This window comes from Corynebacterium sp. USCH3, assembly GCF_037619475.1.
Classification (GTDB): domain Bacteria; phylum Actinomycetota; class Actinomycetes; order Mycobacteriales; family Mycobacteriaceae; genus Corynebacterium.
In genome coordinates this window covers 289,065-306,347 of sequence record NZ_JAQPZT010000004.1, presented here as the reverse complement: position 1 = coordinate 306,347, position 17,283 = coordinate 289,065, and the positions used below count along the sequence as shown (strand labels likewise).

Genomic DNA, 17,283 nt, shown 5'->3' with positions numbered 1-17,283 from the left:
CATGTCATGACCACCTACGATTTCACCGACCGCACCGCCCTCGTCACCGGCGGCTCACGCGGCATCGGCTACGCCACCGCCGAACTCCTCCTGCGCTCCGGCGCCACCGTCGTCGTGACCTCACGCAAGGCCGACGCCGCCGAGGCGGCCGCCGCCAGCCTCGCCGAGACCACCGGCCGTACCGGCCGGGTACTGGGACTCGCCGGCCACGTCGCCGACGAAGAGGCCGCCACCCGGGTCTGCGACGAGGTGGTCTCACGCTTCGGCAGCCTCGACGTGCTGGTCAACAACGCCGGTACGAACCCCGCCTTCGGCCCCGTCACCGAACAGTCCCGCACCGTGATGCAGAAGGTCTTCGACATCAACGTCACCGGCCCCGCCATCTGGGCCGGCGCCGCCGTCCGCGCCGGACTGGGACGCGACACCCCCGGCGCGATCGTCAACGTCTCGTCCATCGGCGCCCTGTTCATCGAGGACGGCATCGGCGTCTACAACGCCTCCAAGTCCGCCGTCATGCACCTCACCCGCCAGATGGCCCACGAGCTGGCCCCGTCGGTCCGGGTGAACTCCGTGGCCCCCGGCATCGTGCGCACCAGGCTGTCCGAAGCACTCTGGAAGGACGACGAGGACGCCGCGGCGGCCACCACCCCGCTGGGGCGCATCGGCGAACCCGCCGACGTCGCCGACGCCATCTGTTTCCTCGCCGCCCCGTCCACCTCCTGGATCACCGGATCCAACCTGGTCATCGACGGCGGCCAGCTCGTCCACTGACACCACCGCCCACCACCCCACCGCCTACCGCCCACCGACAGAAAGTCACCGCCATGGATTTCAGCTTCAGCGAACGCTCCCTCGACTACCAGCGCCGACTCACCGACTTCATGACCGAGCACGTCTACCCCGCCGAGCCGGTCGCCGCGCAGCAGATCGCCGACTCCGGCGACCCCCACCACTTCCCCGCCGTCCTCGGTGAGCTCAAGGAGGAGGCGAAACGTCGCGGCCTGTGGAACCTCTTCCACCCGCACCCGGATCGCGCCGACGGCGAGGGTGGCGAGGGTGGCGAGGGTGGCGAGGGTGGCGAGGGTGGCGACGGTTCAAGCAACCGCCCCGGCCTCAGCAACGCCGAGTACGCCCCGCTGGCCGAGATCATGGGCCGCAGCCCGCACCTGGCCCCCGAGGCCTGCAACTGCAACGCCCCGGACACCGGCAACATGGAGACCCTGGAACTGCACGGCACCGCCGAGCACCGCGAGAAGTTCCTCGAACCCCTGCTCGCCGGCGAGATCCGTTCGGCGTTCTGCATGACCGAGCCGGGCACCGCCTCCTCCGACGCGACGAACATCAGCATGTCCGTGGAGCGGGTCGACGGCGGCTACCGCCTCACCGGCCGCAAGTGGTTCGCGTCCAACGCCATGCACCCGCACCTCAAGGTGCTCATCGTGATGGGCAAGACCAGCCCGGACGCGGAGACCCACAAGCAGCAGTCGATGCTCGTCGTCCCGTCGGACGCCGAGGGCGTGACCATCGTCCGCAACCTCACCGTCTTCGGCTACCACGACCGCGAAGGCCACGCCGAGGTCACCTTCGACAACGTCTTCGTCCCCGACAAGGACATCCTCGCCGGGGAGGGTATGGGGTTCCGGATCTCCCAGGACCGGCTCGGCCCGGGCCGTATCCACCACTGCATGCGTGCGATCGGCATGGCCGAGCGCGCCCTGGAACTGCTGTGCACCCGTGCCCTGTCGCGGTCGACCTTCGGTAAGCCGCTGGCCGAGCGCGACAACATCCGCGACTGGATCGCCGAGGCCCGGATCAACATCGAGGCCGCCCGCCAGCTCACGCTCAAGGCCGCCTGGATGATGGACACCGTGGGCAACAAGGAGGCCCGCCAGGAGATCGCCGCGATCAAGGTCCTCGTCCCGACCATGGCGCTCACGGTCGTCGACCGGGCGATCCAGCTCCACGGCGGCGAAGGCGTCACCGACGACGTCCCGTTGGCGTCGATGTGGGCCGGGCTGCGCACGCTGCGTCTGGCCGACGGGCCCGACGAAGTCCACAAGATGACCATCGCCCGCCAGGAACTCAGGAAGTACAGGGAGCCCCGCCGATGAGCACCACACCCTCCAGCACCAGCCCGTTCTCCGAGGAAGCCCTGACCGACTGGCTGGCCGACATCGCCGGGACCCGCGGCCCGCTCACCCTCACCCGCATCGGCGCCGGCCAGTCCAACCTGACCTACCTCGCGACCGACGGCGACGGCACCGAGGTCGTCGTCCGCCGTCCCCCGCTCGGCCGTCTCGCCGCCAGCGCGCACGACGTCGCCCGCGAGGGCCGCATCATGGCCGGTCTCGCCGACACCGCCGTCCCGGTGCCGGAGATCTTCGGGATCGCCGACCCGGGGCAGGTGTCCGACGCCCCGGTGGTCGCGATGTCCGTGATCCCGGGCACGTCGCTGAACTCCTCCGACGCCGCCGCGTCGATTTCGCCGGAGGCCCGGTCCGCGGCCGCGCAGGGTCTGGTTGAGGCGATGGCCACCATCCACGAGGTCGATCTCGCCGCCACCGGCCTCGACGATCTCGCGTCCCACGCCCCCTACGCCGAGCGCCAGCTGCGGCGCTGGTCAGGCCAGTGGGAGAAGACGAAGACGCGGGAGCTGCCCGCCCTGGACGCCCTGACCGACCGCCTCCGCGCCGCCGTCCCCCCGCAGACCGAGACTGTGCTGGTCCACGGGGACCTGCACCTGGGCAACATCATCGTCGACCGGGGGTCCGGGCACGTCAACGCGGTCGTCGACTGGGAGCTCACCACCCTCGGCGACCCGTTGGCCGACATCGGCTCGCTGCTGGCCTACTGGCCCACACCGGACGGTCCGACCCTGCCCGGGTTCGACGCCGCCCTAGAGCCCGGCTTCCCCGACGCCGACACCCTGGCGCGGCACTACCTCTCGCGCACCGGACGGTCCCGCGAGGCGCTGGACTTCTGGCACGTCCTGGGGATCTGGAAGGTGGCGGTCATCGTGGAGGGTGTGGTGCGCCGCACCCGCGATGTGCCGGCGAACGCCTCGTCGGGGGCGACGCTGCCGGCGTCCCTCGTGGAGTCACTGGTCGACCAGGCCACCGCGCTGGCCGACCGGGTCGGGATCTGACACGACGGGCGCGCGCCGACGGGGCTAGCTGTCGGCACCTACCGGCAGCCCCCGCAGGTCCTTGCGCAGGATCTTGCCGGTCCCGGACTTCGGGATCTCGGCGACGACCTCGACCATGCGGATCTTCTTGTACGGGGCGACGCGTTCGGCGACCCACGCCATCAGCGCCTCCTTGTCGACGTCGACAGGGTTGCCGTCGCGGACCTGTGCGACCACGAAGGCACGTGGCAGCTCCTCACCGTCCTCCTCACGGATGAACCCGACGACGGCCGCGTCGGCGATGTCCTCGTGGGTCATCAGCAACGCCTCGAGCTCGGCCGGGGCGACCTGGTACCCCTTGTACTTGATCAGCTCCTTCGCCCGGTCCACGACGTAGACGTTGCCCTCGTGGTCGTACTCCACGACGTCGCCGGTGCGCAGCCATCCGCCGTCGACCAGGGTGTTCGCCGTCGCCTCCTCGTTGTTGAGGTAGCCGAGCATGACCTGGGGGCCACGGATCCACATCTCACCGGACGCCGACCTCTCGCCCTCGTTGCCGGGAGGGAGGATCTCCCCCAGCGCGTCGTCGGTGAGGTCGACGACCTTGCACTCGGTGTTGGCGACCGGCAGGCCGATGGACTCCAACGGGGTCTCCCCCCGGATACCGGTGTGGGTCACCGGGGACGTCTCCGTCATGCCGTAGCCCTGGACGACGGTGACACCGAGCCGGTCCTGCACGGCCGCGGCGAGGGCGTGGTCCAGGGCCGCGGCACCGGACAGCAGGGTGGCGAGGCTGTCGAGGTCATACTCGTCGACCAACGGGTGCTTGGCGAGCACGACCGCGATCGGAGGGGCGATGAAGGCGAAGTCGATCGCGTGCGCCTGGTGGAGCTCCAGGAAGTTCTTCAGGTCGAACGACGGCATGGTCACCAGGTGGGCGCGGTTGGCCAGCGTGGTGTTCAGCACGGTGTTCATGCCGTAGATGTGGAAGAACGGCAGCACGGCCATCACGGTCGAGTCCCGGCTCTGCCCGTTCTCCTGCAGCTGCGGCAGCGTCTGCAGGATATTGGCCACCAGGTTGGTGTGGCTGAGTTTCACGCCCTTCGGCACGCCGGTGGTCCCCGAGGAGAACGGCAGCACCGCGATGTGCTCCGCCGGATCGAAGGTGACCTGCGGTGCGGCGTGGCCTTCCTGCAGCATCGCCGACAGGCCGGACGCGCCGTCGGTGAGGTCGATGACGTGGTCGTCGTCCAGGCCGGCGGTGCGGGCACCGTCGGCGCCGTTGGGCCCCAGCAGGCTGACCGTGAACAGCAGCGACGCGCCCGACGCCGTGATCTGCTTGGCGACGTCCTCCGCGGTGTTCAGGGAACCGACGGTGGTGACGGTCGCCCCGGCACGCATGATGCCGTGGAAGGCGACGACGAACGCGTGCGTGTTCGGGCAGTGCAGCGCAACCACGTCGCCGACACCGATTCCGCGGGCTGCCAGCGCGCCGGCGAACAGGTCGACCTGCCCCCGCAACTCGCCGTAGGTGACGACGACACCGGTGGCCGAGTCCGTGAGAGCGGTCCGGTCGGTGTCCTCGGGACCGAGGGTCCCGAAAATCTGCTCGTAGACGCTGACGGCGGGGATCTCGGTACGGGGACGGGGACTCTCGACTGGCACGGTGTTTCTCCTGATCTCTCGGCACGACCGGGGCCATTCGGTGGCCCCGGTCACATTATTGCCCTTTGAACACCAAACTATCGCGTCCCGCCCCGTCCCCGCAGTGTTTTCACCGAGGAGACGGGCCCGGGGGAACCACGGTGTCGGCGAACCGTGCGAACACCTCCCCGGGGTCGATCCCGGTGAGCACACGCGCCGTCGCGGGGCGTCCCCAGTAGGGGCCGGAAGCGGTGTCATCCACCCAGTCGGCGACGGTCGTCCCCCGCAGCAGCGCCGACTCCGACTCCACCGCGACAGTCCCCGTCCGGAACGAGGCGTCCACGGCACCCAGCATCACCATCGCCGCCGCAAGGTCGTGGATCTGGGCGACGTGGCCCACCCCCACGGACTCGTGGAACTCGAAGTAGAACCGCAGCGCGTCCTGCAGCATGCCCGCCAGCTCGGAGGCTGTCCCGTCCGGCCCCGCCATCCCGTCCGTCCAGGCGTCGAGACGTTCCGGGGTCAGGATGACCTGTTCAGTGACGTTGAGCGGGCAGATCACCGGCAGCTCCGCCCCGTCCGGCCAGTTCTCCAGTGCGAACGACAGAGCGTGCGGGTCGACCCAGGCATTCCATTCCGCGGTGGGGGTGGTGTTGCCCGGGTAGGTGAACGCGCCGCACATCAGGGTCACCCGCGCCTGCCGCAGCAGGTCGGGCGCATGGTCGACCGCGTAGGCCAGGTTCGTCGCCGGCCCGGCGACGAGCAGATGGTCCGGGCGGGCGCGCACCCACTCCGCCACCGCGTCCGCCGGTCTCGCCTGTGCCGTCTGTGCCGTCTGTACAGCAGCTGCCGGGACGGCCCCGGTTGCCGACGGGCGCCAGTACCCCAGCCCCTCCGGCCCGTGGGTCTCGGGCGTCGTCGTCAACGGCAGGACACGCGGCGCCGCGGCCCCCGTGACAACCGGGACGTCCGACACACCGCAGACACGCAGCACCTCCGCAGAGTTCCGCGCGGCCAGCGCCGCGGTGGTGTTGCCCGCCGACGTCGTCACATGCAGGTCGATGTCCCCGGCGCGGTGCCGTGCGGCCAACCAGACGAGGGCGAGGGCATCGTCGATACCGGTGTCGACGTCGGCGACGACGCTCAGCCGCCCGTCGCCACTCACCGGCGCACCGTCTCCGCCGTGGCGTCGTCCCACCCGCGGGTCAGGAAGGACACGTCGCCGTCGGCGAAGGCCGCCACGTCGGCCACCACGGACTCCAGGTCACCGGCATGACGCCGGAAATGCGAGCGTTTCGTCCGGTACTCCACGACCCACCCGTTGCCCAGCAGCGCCGCCTGCACGAAACGGACATGCCCGAGCGCCGTGTCCTCCATCGGCGACCGTCCGTCCGACAGGCCCGTCTCCACCACCACGTAGGGGATGCCGTCGTCGGAGCGTTCGCGCCGGTCGGCGTCATCCAGCAGGGTGGAGCGCACACTCTCGGCGTCGACGTGCGTCGTCACCGTCCCGACCGAGGAACGCATGCGCAGGCCCCGGTCCACCCCCGTCGGATTCACCCAGATCTGCTCCATGTCATCGACCATGCACAGTCCCAGGTCACAGGCCTTCAGCTGGAGCAGCCTCCCGGTCTCCCCCGCCTCCGAGAACGGCAACGCCACATGCAGCGCGTCGTTGACCACCTCGACCGGGAACTCCAGGAGACTGAACGCCTCCCCCTCCCGTGGTCCGTGTCCACCACCGACATCGGCATGCTCGTTCACCCACGCCGCCAGGGCGGCGACCCCCCGCGGCGCAGGACGGCCCGGGTGGGGGTCCCCGAATCCGTGACGGAACGCCTCCGGGTCCGTGGTGGCGCTCATGTCGTCGCCGAGTTCCTCGTGGATCCGGTGTGCTTCGGCAAGGAGGTCCTCGTCAGGACGGTACATGTCACCTGCACAGGGACGGAAGAAGAGGAAGCCGAGGGTCATGCCCGCCCATTCTATGGTGACGCGTATCACGCCCGGAGAGTTGGGGTGGTGAACTACCCCCGCGGGCGACGGCTGGGCCGGCGGCTAGACTGCAGCCGCATGAGAGCAGCCGTCGCCGACCGTCCCGGCCCCCTGGACGAGGTCGTCACCGTCCGCACGGTCGAGGCCCCTGCGCCGCCCGGGCCGACGGAGCTGACGCTGCGGATGCTCGCCACCACCGTCAACCCGTCCGACGCGGTCACGGTGTCCGGCGCCTACGCCTCCCGCACCACCTTTCCGCTGGTCCCGGGCTTCGAAGGCGTCGGCGTCGTCGAGGCAGTGGGGGCTGCGGGGGCTGGCGGCGACCTCGTCGGACGGCGCGTCCTGCCCCTCGGCGGACCGGGCTGCTGGCAACAGCGACGGACCGTGGACCGCTCCTGGTGCGTGCCCGTGCCGGACGACCTCGGCACCCGCACCGCCTGTTTCTCCTACATCAACCCGCTGACCGCCTCGCTGATGGTCGCGCAGTACTGCGCAGGGGCGCGTTCCGTGGTCGTCACCGCAGCAACCTCGGCGATCGCCGGGCACCTGGCCGAACTGCTGACCGAGCAGGCCGGGCAGACCGGGCAGACCGGGCAGACCGGGTTACGGCCCGTGGGTCTGGTCCGGGGCACACCCGGCAGCACCGCCGCCGACCCTGACCGGTGGAAAAGCCTGGTCAGCACCGCAGACCCCGACTGGCGTGCCCAGCTGCGTTCGGCGACCTCCGGCGGTGCCGACGTGGTCCTCGACTGCATCGGAGGTCCCGTCGGCCCAGACCTCGTCGATGCACTGGCCCCGGGAGGGACCCTGGTGCTCTACGGACTGTTGTCCGGGGAGCCTCTTCCTGCGGAGTGCTTCGACGGCCGCCGCGGGACCCGGGTCGACATGTTCCGCCTGCGGGACACCGTGCACTCACACCCACGCCCGGGGCTCGCGGATCTCTTCACTCCGGTCTTCGACCTGCAGAGACGGGGGCTGCTGCGTACTCCGGTCGCGGCCGAGACCGGGCTGAGCGGGCTTCCGGAAGCCTTGAGACTGCAGGCGTCGCGCGGGCCGCGGCATTCGGGTGGCGGCTTCGGGCGGGGCAAGCTGTTGATCGACCCGTGGGCGTGACGGCGGATGTCGTCTGAGCCACCACCGGGGTCAAAAAATCGCCGATTCCTGACCAGAGCGGTGGCTCAGATGACAACGCACCGGAGAGCTCCGGGGCAGTGAGGCCAGCCGCCGGAAAAGTCTGTCGCCGTGCACGTCCCACCAGGGGCACAGTGACACGGCGACCGACTTTTCCGGGTGTACGGGAGTCGAGACACCAGTCCAGACACGGGACCAGCCACGGGACCAGTGACAGTCCAGACACGCGACCAGCGCGGGGCAGCTACGCCAGCCGCTCGATGATCTCCGCGGCGTCCAGGCACTGGCTCGTCGGGATCAGCAGGGTGTCGCCGTCCCGGGTGAAGGACACCGCCCGCCGGGCCAACCCCGCCGACCGGGAGTTCTCCCCCTCCCCCATCTCCGGGACGATGAAGTGGCGGGGACGCCCCCGCCCACCACGTACCGTCCCCACCGGTATCACCGGAGCCGCCAGGTCCCAGCCGAAGTCCCCGGTGGCCAGTGCCCGTGCCACTGCCCGGGCACCACGTGGCACGCCGACGGCCCTGGCGATCTCCCCGTATCCGGTGACTTCACCGTCGTCGAGCAGTCTGAGGACCTCCCCCACGCGGTCGTGCAGGTCATCCGTCACTGGTCATCCGTCACTGGTCACACGTCGCCTAGCGCCGGTCCGACAGGATCCTGCGGTAGAACACCGACCGTGACTCGCGGTCCGAATAGACCCGCGGAGTCTCCTCGACGTGCATGCGCTCGGCACCGTTCTTCTCCATCGACCGGCACGAGCGGAGGTTCTCGACATCGGCGCGGAACCAGACCTCACCGACGCCCGCAGAACGGAGGGCGGTGTACATCGCGTCCTTCATCTCCGTGTTCGCGACGCCACCACGCCCCCGTGCCGACGGCATCACCCAGGTGTAGCCGAGCATCACCGTGCCGGCGGACCGGTCACCGTTGTAGACGGTGGTGCAGGCCAGCGGCCGGTCGCTGTCCCACAGCACATAGGTCCGTCGGGAGTCGTCGGCGACGAACTCCGCCAGCGGGAACGGGGAGAAGGTGAAGAACCGGAAGGTCTCCTCCCGATCCGGTTCGGGAAGTGCTGCCTCGACCTGGGCAGCGTCCTGGGCGGTCACCCGCCGCATCTCCCGGCCGGTGCCGGCCGGGAACCGGTCAGGGAGCTCGGGCCAGAACATCAGGCTGCCCCGTCAGGCCAGGACGTCGTGGATGACGATGGTCTCGTCGCGTCCCGGGCCGACGCCCACGTAGGAGATGCGGCAGCCGGAGAGCTCCTCCAGGCGGTTGAGGTAGTCCTGCGCCTTGGCGGGCAGTTCGTCGAAGGTCCGGCAGCCGGAGATGTCCTCGTCCCAGGCCGGCATCGTCTCGTAGATCGGGGTGGCGTGGTGGACGTCGGTCTGGCTCATCGGCATCTCGTCGTGGCGGACGCCGTCGACGTCGTAGGCCACGCAGATGGGGATCTCACCGATGCCGGTGAGCACGTCGAGCTTGGTGACGAAGAGGTCGGTGAAGCCGTTGACCCGGGAGGCGTAGCGGGCGATGACGGAGTCGTACCAGCCGCACCGGCGCTTGCGCCCGGTATTCACCCCGAACTCACCGCCGGTGGTCTGCAGGTACTCGCCCCACTTGTCGAAGAGCTCGGTGGGGAACGGGCCGGCGCCGACACGGGTGGTGTAGGCCTTGATGATGCCCAGGGAGCTGGTGATCCGGGTGGGGCCGATGCCGGAGCCCACGCAGGCGCCGCCCGAGGTCGGGTTGGAGGAGGTGACGAAGGGGTAGGTGCCGTGGTCGACGTCGAGCATGGTGGCCTGGCCGCCCTCCATGAGCACGGACTTGCCGGCGTCGAGCGCCTGGTTCAGCTCCAGTTCGGCGTCGATGAGCATGGGGGTGAGCCGCTCGGCGTAGCCCATGAAGTACTCGACGATCTCGTCGACGTCGATGGCCTTGCGGTTGTACAGCTTCACCAGCATCTGGTTCTTCTGGTTCAGCGCACCCTCGACCTTCTGCCGCAGGATCGACTCGTCCAGCAGGTCCTGGGCCCGGATGCCGATGCGGGACACCTTGTCGGCGTAGGACGGCCCGATACCGCGGCCGGTGGTGCCGATGGCGCGCTTGCCGAGGAAACGCTCGGACACCTTGTCCAGGACCTGGTGGTAGGGCGCGACAAGCTGGGCGTTGGCGCTGACGCGCAGGCGGGAGGCGTTGGCGCCACGAGCCTCGAGCCCGTCGATCTCCTCGAAGAGGGCCTCGAGGTTCACCACGCAGCCGTTGCCGATGACGGGGACGGCGTTCTCGCTGAGCACACCGGCGGGAAGCAGTTTGAGCTCGTACTTCTCCCCACCGACGACGACGGTGTGGCCGGCGTTGTTACCGCCGTTGGGCTTGACGACGTAGTCGACCCGGCCGCCGAGGATGTCGGTGGCCTTGCCTTTTCCTTCGTCGCCCCACTGCGCTCCGACCACGATGATTGCTGTCATTGGCTCTGCCGTCGCTTTCCTGTCCGGTTGCAAGTACGTTGACCAACTGAACAGTGTAGCCGGTCGAGTACCATAGGTCCCCATGACGACCGTTGTGCTCGCGTGTGGGCCACGCGCCGCCGATCTGGTCGGCGCACTCCTCGCCGACGCAGTCACTCTCCCCGCGGTGCCGGGCCGGCGTGACCTGCGACTGCTCGACGATCTCGCCGCCGCGCACCTGCCGGTCGACGACACTCCCGGCCTCGATGAGATCGCCGCGGCGCCGGACGTCCCCCACCAGGGTGCGCCGCAGTTCGCTCCGCAGCGTCCCGACCGCCCGGTGCGTGTGGTCGTGGTGGGGGCGGACGCGGCCCTGTCCGCGGTGGTGACCCGTCTGATGCGCATCGACGCGATGTGGATCTCGGTCGGGTTTGTCCCGGTGGTCGCCGAGGGCGAGACCTCCGTCGTGGCACAGAACTGGCAGTTGTCGACGGTGACCGGCGGAGGCACCGGTCCTGACGGCGGACCGAGTGTGGCGGCGCTGAACTTCGCCCTGACCGCGCCGGTCCGTCCCACCGCCGTCGTCCGTGACGACGCCGGCATCGTCACGCTGGGGTCGGCGGAGATCTTCCGCACCGGCGCGGAGCTCGTCGGCGAGATCATCGTGGACTCGCAGACCCTGGTCGCCAACACCGCGTCGCGGGCCTGGGACGGTCGGCCCGGCGCGTTCGGCGCACGGCTCGTCCCCACGGTCGACGCCCCCGGCCTGGCCGCGACGCGGCTGGTCACCCCGTCGGTGTGGGACGCCGACGCCGCCGGACGCACGCCCCGGCGCCGACTGTTCCGCCGCCCCGCGGAGATCGGCGGGGTGGACCCCGACGCCGTGCTGACCGGCCGGGCGCTGCAGGCCGGCGGGGTGGAGCTCACCGTCGTCCGCGACGGGGTCGTCCACCCCCGCAGTGTCCCGAAGGTGACGTTCTACCGGCACCTGCGCGACGGGCAGTTCGTACGGCGGTGACCGGCCACCGGCTCAGCTGGTGCGCACCATCGACACGTGCGGGATCCCGCCTTCGTCGTACTCGTCCCCGAAGGCCTCGAAACCGTAGTGCTCGTAGAGTCCGGTGATGTAGGTCTGGGCGTGCAGCACGATCGGCTCACCGTCGTGCAGTTCCACGGCCCGTCCGATCAGCGTGCCCGCCAGCCCCCGGCCGCGGTAGCGCGGGTCGGTGGCCACGCGCCCCAGGACACGGCGCACCACCGCGGTGCCCGGCACGTTCCACAAGGCCGGTACCGACAGTGTGCGCAGGTAGGCGACGACTTCCCGGCCACTGCGGATGAAGACGTGGACGGTGCTGTCGTCCAGGTCGCGCCAGTCGAGTTCCTCGTCCTCGACCTTCTGCTCACGCAGGAAGACCTCCGAACGCAGGCGGGCGATGGCGTAGACCTCGGTGGTGTCGAGATCTCCCCAACGCTTGACGATGATGTCGGACAGAGCGGTTGTTGCCATACCGATACTGTATCCGACTGTGGCGACTATCCCTGCCCGTCGTCCCGCTCGCCCTCGTCGCCCCACACTTCCGGTGGGAAGCGCGGGTCGTCCACGGTGGGCTGCAGCACCGACATCGCCGACTCCCGCGACATCCCGCAGATCTGCAGGGTGTCGACGATGATCGACCGGCACTGCGCCAGGACCACGGTGCCGGACAGCCCCGCGCCCTCGGCGACCGACAGGTCCGAGCGTCCCGCCAGGACCTGGAGGCGGCGGGTGATCTCCGGGATCTCCACGAGCTCCTGACGGGTGCCGCGGGTGCCGCCCGAGGCGTACACGGTGCCGAGGTGGCCGAGGGCGTCGGACAGGTCACGGATGAGCTTCGGCAGTTCAGGGTCGGGCGTGACCCCGTCGCCGACCATGATCTCGGCGCGTCGGGCGAGCACCCGGGAATTGCGCATCACGTTGTCCACGGGGGTGAGGATGCGGTTCATCGAGCGGGCGTAGCGCCGGGCGGACCAGTAGATCGGCGAGATGTTCACGACCTCGTCCCCGCCACCGACCGAGGACATCAGCTCGTTGACCCCGGCCTGGGTGCTGCGTGCCGTACTCAGCGCGTCGCCGATGAGTCTCTCGTCGTGTTCCTCGATGCCCTGGGCGACGTCGTCGAGCACCAGGGCGGCCTTGCTGATCAGGCTGGCGACCTCACGTCGGGCCGTGCGCAGCGGGCTGTTGGGGATCACGGCGACGACGAGCAGACCGACGAGGCCGCCGATGAGGGCGTCGACCATGCGCTCCCACCCCGCCTGGTCTCCCGGCGGAATGAGCGTGGCCACCAGCACCGCGGAACTCGCCGCCTGGTTGGCCACCATCGGCCCCTTGTCCACGAACACCGCCAGCAGCATGGCGACGAAGACGGCGATGGTGATCTGCCAGGCGCCCTCGCCGATCTGGGAGATCACCAGGTCCCCGATGCCGATGCCCACGGCGACGCCGATGACCAGTTCGAACCCACGCCGCGCCCGCTTGCCGCCGTAGGCGCCCAGGCTGATCACCGCGGCGATCGGCGCAAAGAAGGGCTGCTCGTGCCCGACGACGTTGTGGGCGATGAAGAACGCCAGCCCGGCGGAGACCGCACACTGCAGGGCGAAGACGGAGCTGCCGCGCATGCGGTTGACCCGTTCGACGACGGCGAAGCGTCGCAGGGACTCGGCCGCCGCCTTCACCCCGGCACGCGCCCGGTCGCGTGGACGCTCGCGGGCCCGCCTCTCACGCTGCTTGTGGCTCTCGGTCATGGAGTCCATTGTGACACGTCCTGTTGCCGGCGCACCGGGGGTTAATGTACACATGTACATGTACAGATGTACATCAAGAGAAAGGTGGCCCTGTGCCGACCCCAGGAAAACGCGACCCCGCCGGTCGTCGGGCAGCGATCCTCGACGCCGCCACCGAGCTGATCTGCGAGAGAGGCGCGTCCTCCCTGACCCACCGGGCCGTGGCGGCGCGTGCCCACGTCGCCGTCGGCTCCACCACCCAGTACTTCGACAGCATCGACGACCTCCGCGACGAGGCCCTCCAGGCGCTCGCCGACGAGACCGAGGACGACCTCGCCGAGATCGCCGGACTGCTCGACGGGGCCGAGGACCCGGAGGACCTCCCCGACGTCATCGCCCAGTGCGCGTCGATCATCCGGGAGTTCCTCCTCGACTCCCGTCAGGTCCGGGCGAACCTCGCCATGATCAGCACCGCGATGACCGACCCGTCGCTGCGCGAACTCGCCCTGCAGTGGTCCGACCAGCTCACCGACCTGCTCGCCGAACGGATCGGACGGCCACGGGCCGCGGCGGCGGTGGCCTACATCGACGGTCTCACCGTGCACGCCGCCCTTCACGACGACGCGACGGACACCGCGTCCATCACCGCCACCCTCACCGCACTACTCGCCACGCCCGACACGCCAAACACACGCGACACCCACGACACCCACGACACCCACCACACCCAGGAGCAGACCCCGTGAGCACCCCGCCCACCTCCTCGACCGTCCGCCCCGTCGGCCCGTCCCACCCCGCCGACGGCATGTCCCGCACCGCCCGCTGGGCGGCCACCGCCGTGCTCACCGCGAGCCTGCTGGTCATCACGATGGACATGACCATCCTCAACATCGCCCTGCCCGAGATGGCCGCCGAACTGCAGCCGACCTCCACCCAGCAGCTGTGGATCGTGGACATCTACTCCCTGGTCCTCGCCGGTCTCCTGGTCTCCTGGTCGGCGGTGGCCGACCGCTGGGGACGCAAGAAGATGCTGATGCTCGGCTACAGCTTCTTCATCATCGCCTCCCTGCTGGTCCTCGTCGCCGACTCCGCCGCACAGATCATCGCGATCCGCGCGTTCCTCGGCATCGGCGGTGCGATGATCATGCCGCAGACCCTGTCGATGATCCGCGTCATCTTCACCGACCTCAAGGAGCGTGCCACCGCGCTGAGCATCTGGGCCGCGATCTCCGGACTGGGCGCGGCGTTCGGCCCGCTGGTCGGCGGTATCCTGCTGGAGCACTTCAGCTGGCACGCCGCCTTCCTGGTCAACGTCCCGCTCATGGGTCTGGCGATCATCGCCGGGGCCTTCCTGCTGCCGGAGTCCACCGTGTCCGCCCCCGGACGCTGGGACGTGTTCGCCGCCGTGCAGTCGATGGTGGGCATGGTCCTGCTGGTGTGGTCGGTCAAGGAGTTCGGCAAGGAGGCGTCCTTCGCCGTGCCCGGCGCCCTGATCGCCTTCGCTCTCGCGGTTGCGATTCTCGCCTGGTTCACCGTGCGCTGCCTGCGTAGCGACTCGCCGTTGCTGGAACTGCGGCTGTTCCGCAACCGTCCCTTCACCGCGGGGATCATCGCCGCGCTCGGGTCCACGTTCGCCATGATCGCCGCACTGCTGCTGCTGGCCCAGTGGCTCCAGCTCGTTGAGGGGGCGACGCCGATCGAGACCGGCGTGAAGCTGATCCCCGTCGCCGTGGCGGCGGCGGTCTCGTCCATCGCCGCGCCACCGCTGAGCCGGCTCGTCGGGTCCCGCGGCGTACTCGCCGGAGGTCTCGTCCTCGCCGGGGCGGGCCTGCTCTACATCGGGCTGACTCCGGGGGACGTCACCTACACGACGATCCTCGCGGCGATGGTGCTCGTCGGCGCCGGCGTGGGCTCACTGGCCATCGCCTCGGCGATGATCATGGGCGCGTCGCCGGAGGAGAAGGCCGGCAACGCCGGCGCTCTCGAAGAAGCGTCCTACGAGCTCGGCGCCGTACTGGGCATCACGGTGCTGGGCAGTGTCTCGGCACTGGTGTTCCGGGACCACCTGCGCGATCTCGTCTCCGGGTTCGGACTGCCGTCCGAGGTGGTCGACCCTGCCGGCGAGTCCCTCGGCGCGGCCATGCACATCGCCGAGGAGGCGCACCTGCCGTCGCTGGCGGCCAGTGCGGCGGAGGCGTTCACCGACTCACTGCAGTTCGCCGGCGTCATCGGCGGGGCGATCATGGTGGTCGTCGGTGTGGCGGTCTTCCTGATCACCCCGAAGGGGACGCAGGCGGCGCACTAGCACCGGGCATCGGGCCGGACACAGGATGGCCCGCCGCCTGTCTACACTGGCGCCATGACCGCCACGGATGCCGCCGAACCGTCCCGCCCGATCCGCAGCGACCTCTTCCGCGCCAACGTCAGCGCGCTCGCCGCACTGGCCACGTCCGCGGTGGCGGTCGTCCTCGCTTTCCTGCTGACGGACGCCCCACCCGCCGAGTGGACGATCCCCCTGTCGATCCTGATCTTCCTGGTGTACTGGCTCTCCTTCGCGACGTTCTACCTGTGGTGGACGCACCGCGTGTATTCCACGGCGGACGTACCCGCCGTCCGCGAGGTCGCCGTGCGGGACCGGAAGACGCGCCGCACCTGGGCCGGTCGGATCTCCGGGCTCACCGGTCCGACGGACTGGACCACCGCAGCCGCCATGATGGCGGTCGTGGTCACCGTGGGGATCGCACTGTCGCCGGGGGCCAGGGAGAACCCCGTGATCATCCTGCTGGGGCTGTCGACCGTCGCCAGCTCCTGGGCGCTCATGGTCTACTCCTTCGCACTGGACTACATGCAGGTCACCGTTCTTCAGGAACCGACGGAGACGCCCCACATCGCGTTCGGGTTCTCCGACGAACCCACGTTCTCCGACTACCTGAGCTTCTCGGTGATGGTCTCCGCCATGGCGTTCGCCGCGCCGGCGGAGGTCACGTCACGTCGGATGTGGCGGAAGCTGCGCAGCCACGTCCTGCTGGCGTTCATCTTCAACACCGTCATCGTGGCGATGATGGTGTCCCTGCTCTTCGGCGGCCTCACCGGGGGTTGACCGGTCACAGTCCGACCACTGTCCGGCCACACACGGGCCACACGCGGGCGCCGGCCGTGGCAGAGTGGGACCGCATGAACCCCTCCGTCCCCCGTCACCCGCCGTTCGACCCGGAGCTGATCCCAACGCTCGAGGTGATCCGGTCGATGACACCGCCACAGCTGCTGGTCGAGGATCTCCCCGCCCTGCGCGAGCGCGACCGGACCGCGCAGACCCTGGAGCACATCCGTGCCCGCGGACTGGTCACCCGTGAGGTGACGGTCTCCGGCCAGCACGGGGCCGGTCTCCCCGCCACCGTGATCAGTCGCAGGGACCAGGACGACCGTCCCGCCGGCCCCGGCATCTACTTCCTCCACGGCGGCGGCATGGTCAGCGGCCGTCGGCTGGACGCCGTGGAATTCATGCTGCAGTGGGTCCTCGACCACGACGCCGTACTGGTCACACCGGACTACCGTCTCGCGCCCGAGCACCCGGCGCCGACCCCGGTCGAGGACTGCTATGCCGGGCTGGTGTGGATGCACGAGCATGCCGCGACGCTGAATGTGGACCCCACCCGCATCCTCATCGGTGGAACAAGCGCCGGCGGTGGTCTGGCGGCGGGCACGGCGCTGCTCGCCCGCGACAGGAACGGTCCCGAACTGCTGGGACAGATCCTCATGAGCCCGATGATCGACGACAGGAACACGACCACGTCCTCCCGGCAGATCGACGGGGCCGGCGTCTGGGACCGTGGTGACAACCTCTTCGGTTGGACGTGTCTGCTGGGCGACCGTCGCGGAACGGAGGGCGTGTCGGTCTACTCAGCACCGGGTCGGGCCGTCGACACGACGGACGGGCTTGCCGGGCTTCCTCCGACGTTCATCGACTGCGGGTCTGCGGAGGTCTTCCGTGACGAGAACGTCGCCTACGCGTCCGGGCTCTGGGCCGCGGGCATCCAGGCTGAACTGCATGTGTGGGCCGGGGCGTTCCACGGCTCGGCGATGATGGTGCCGGACACGGCGGTGAGCCGTTCCGCACTGGAGGCGAGGGACTCCTGGGTCGCCAGGCTTCTGAGTCCCCGGCGCTGACCGGATCTGCCCGGA

Annotated in this window: 17 protein-coding genes; 9 read left to right on the top strand and 8 right to left on the bottom strand. The window is 69.9% G+C overall.

The features are described from left to right. Window positions 1–6: 6 nt before the first annotated feature. The 3 genes from PQI66_RS10565 to PQI66_RS10555 are packed head-to-tail and all read left to right on the top strand — an operon-like array spanning window position 7 to window position 3,145. Complete coding sequence (locus tag PQI66_RS10565) at window positions 7–771, top strand: SDR family oxidoreductase (protein ID WP_339998120.1); 765 nt, start codon at window positions 7–9, stop codon at window positions 769–771. A gap of 53 nt (window positions 772–824) precedes the next feature. Beyond that, window positions 825–2,111, top strand: coding sequence for an acyl-CoA dehydrogenase family protein (locus tag PQI66_RS10560; protein ID WP_339998118.1), 1,287 nt, complete (start codon window positions 825–827; stop codon window positions 2,109–2,111). Beyond that, window positions 2,108–3,145, top strand: a complete 1,038-nt coding sequence (locus PQI66_RS10555; RefSeq protein ID WP_339998116.1) for a phosphotransferase family protein — start codon at window positions 2,108–2,110, stop codon at window positions 3,143–3,145. Before PQI66_RS10560 ends, PQI66_RS10555 begins: the two co-directional genes overlap by 4 nt. Window positions 3,146–3,169: 24 nt before the next feature. Here PQI66_RS10555 and PQI66_RS10550 read toward each other — a convergent pair whose 3' ends face one another. The 3 genes from PQI66_RS10550 to PQI66_RS10540 form a co-directional block, all read right to left on the bottom strand. After that, on the bottom strand, window positions 3,170–4,789 hold the full coding sequence (locus tag PQI66_RS10550) for an AMP-binding protein (RefSeq protein WP_339998115.1): 1,620 nt from the start codon (window positions 4,787–4,789) through the stop codon (window positions 3,170–3,172). 109 nt (window positions 4,790–4,898) lie between these two features. Further along, window positions 4,899–5,933 carry a nucleoside hydrolase gene (locus PQI66_RS10545; protein ID WP_339998113.1) on the bottom strand — a complete coding sequence of 345 codons (1,035 nt, stop codon included), beginning with the start codon at window positions 5,931–5,933 and terminating at the stop codon, window positions 4,899–4,901. Beyond that, window positions 5,930–6,739, bottom strand: coding sequence for a hypothetical protein (locus tag PQI66_RS10540; protein WP_339998112.1), 810 nt, complete (start codon window positions 6,737–6,739; stop codon window positions 5,930–5,932). Before PQI66_RS10540 ends, PQI66_RS10545 begins: the two co-directional genes overlap by 4 nt. Before the next feature lie 99 nt (window positions 6,740–6,838). Here PQI66_RS10540 and PQI66_RS10535 point away from each other — a divergent pair, with 99 nt between their 5' ends. Continuing rightward, a complete protein-coding gene (locus PQI66_RS10535; protein WP_339998110.1) occupies window positions 6,839–7,873 on the top strand; it encodes an alcohol dehydrogenase catalytic domain-containing protein in 1,035 nt (344 codons plus the stop codon). A 262-nt stretch (window positions 7,874–8,135) separates the two neighbouring features. On the opposite strand, the gene PQI66_RS10530 is transcribed toward PQI66_RS10535, so the two are convergent. The 3 genes from PQI66_RS10530 to PQI66_RS10520 are packed head-to-tail and all read right to left on the bottom strand — an operon-like array spanning window position 8,136 to window position 10,359. After that, entirely contained in the window at window positions 8,136–8,501 is a 366-nt protein-coding gene (locus PQI66_RS10530) for an MGMT family protein (RefSeq protein WP_339998109.1), read from the bottom strand. Window positions 8,502–8,529: 28 nt separating this feature from the next. Then, a complete protein-coding gene (locus tag PQI66_RS10525) occupies window positions 8,530–9,060 on the bottom strand; it encodes a GNAT family N-acetyltransferase (protein ID WP_339998108.1) in 531 nt (176 codons plus the stop codon). A 12-nt stretch (window positions 9,061–9,072) separates the two neighbouring features. Then, a complete protein-coding gene (locus PQI66_RS10520; RefSeq protein WP_339998106.1) occupies window positions 9,073–10,359 on the bottom strand; it encodes an adenylosuccinate synthase in 1,287 nt (428 codons plus the stop codon). Between the two features lie 82 nt (window positions 10,360–10,441). Between PQI66_RS10520 and PQI66_RS10515 the strand changes: the two genes are divergently transcribed. Next, window positions 10,442–11,356 carry a hypothetical protein gene (locus PQI66_RS10515; RefSeq protein ID WP_339998104.1) on the top strand — a complete coding sequence of 305 codons (915 nt, stop codon included), beginning with the start codon at window positions 10,442–10,444 and terminating at the stop codon, window positions 11,354–11,356. Between the two features lie 12 nt (window positions 11,357–11,368). On the opposite strand, the gene PQI66_RS10510 is transcribed toward PQI66_RS10515, so the two are convergent. Then, a complete protein-coding gene (locus PQI66_RS10510; RefSeq protein WP_339998102.1) occupies window positions 11,369–11,845 on the bottom strand; it encodes a GNAT family N-acetyltransferase in 477 nt (158 codons plus the stop codon). Between the two features lie 26 nt (window positions 11,846–11,871). Further along, window positions 11,872–13,122, bottom strand: a complete 1,251-nt coding sequence (locus PQI66_RS10505; protein ID WP_339998100.1) for an FUSC family protein — start codon at window positions 13,120–13,122, stop codon at window positions 11,872–11,874. Between the two features lie 92 nt (window positions 13,123–13,214). On the opposite strand from PQI66_RS10505, the gene PQI66_RS10500 reads away from it, so the two are divergent. The 4 genes from PQI66_RS10500 to PQI66_RS10485 all read left to right on the top strand — a co-directional run bounded on the left by PQI66_RS10500 (window position 13,215) and on the right by PQI66_RS10485 (window position 17,268). After that, complete coding sequence (locus PQI66_RS10500; RefSeq protein WP_339998098.1) at window positions 13,215–13,847, top strand: TetR/AcrR family transcriptional regulator; 633 nt, start codon at window positions 13,215–13,217, stop codon at window positions 13,845–13,847. Continuing rightward, entirely contained in the window at window positions 13,844–15,406 is a 1,563-nt protein-coding gene (locus PQI66_RS10495) for an MFS transporter (RefSeq protein ID WP_339998097.1), read from the top strand. The genes PQI66_RS10500 and PQI66_RS10495 overlap by 4 nt, the downstream gene beginning before the upstream one ends. Window positions 15,407–15,460: 54 nt before the next feature. Next, entirely contained in the window at window positions 15,461–16,201 is a 741-nt protein-coding gene (locus PQI66_RS10490; protein ID WP_339998095.1) for a DUF1345 domain-containing protein, read from the top strand. A gap of 74 nt (window positions 16,202–16,275) precedes the next feature. Next, window positions 16,276–17,268, top strand: coding sequence for an alpha/beta hydrolase (locus PQI66_RS10485; protein WP_339998094.1), 993 nt, complete (start codon window positions 16,276–16,278; stop codon window positions 17,266–17,268). The last annotated feature ends 15 nt before the right edge of the window (window positions 17,269–17,283 follow it).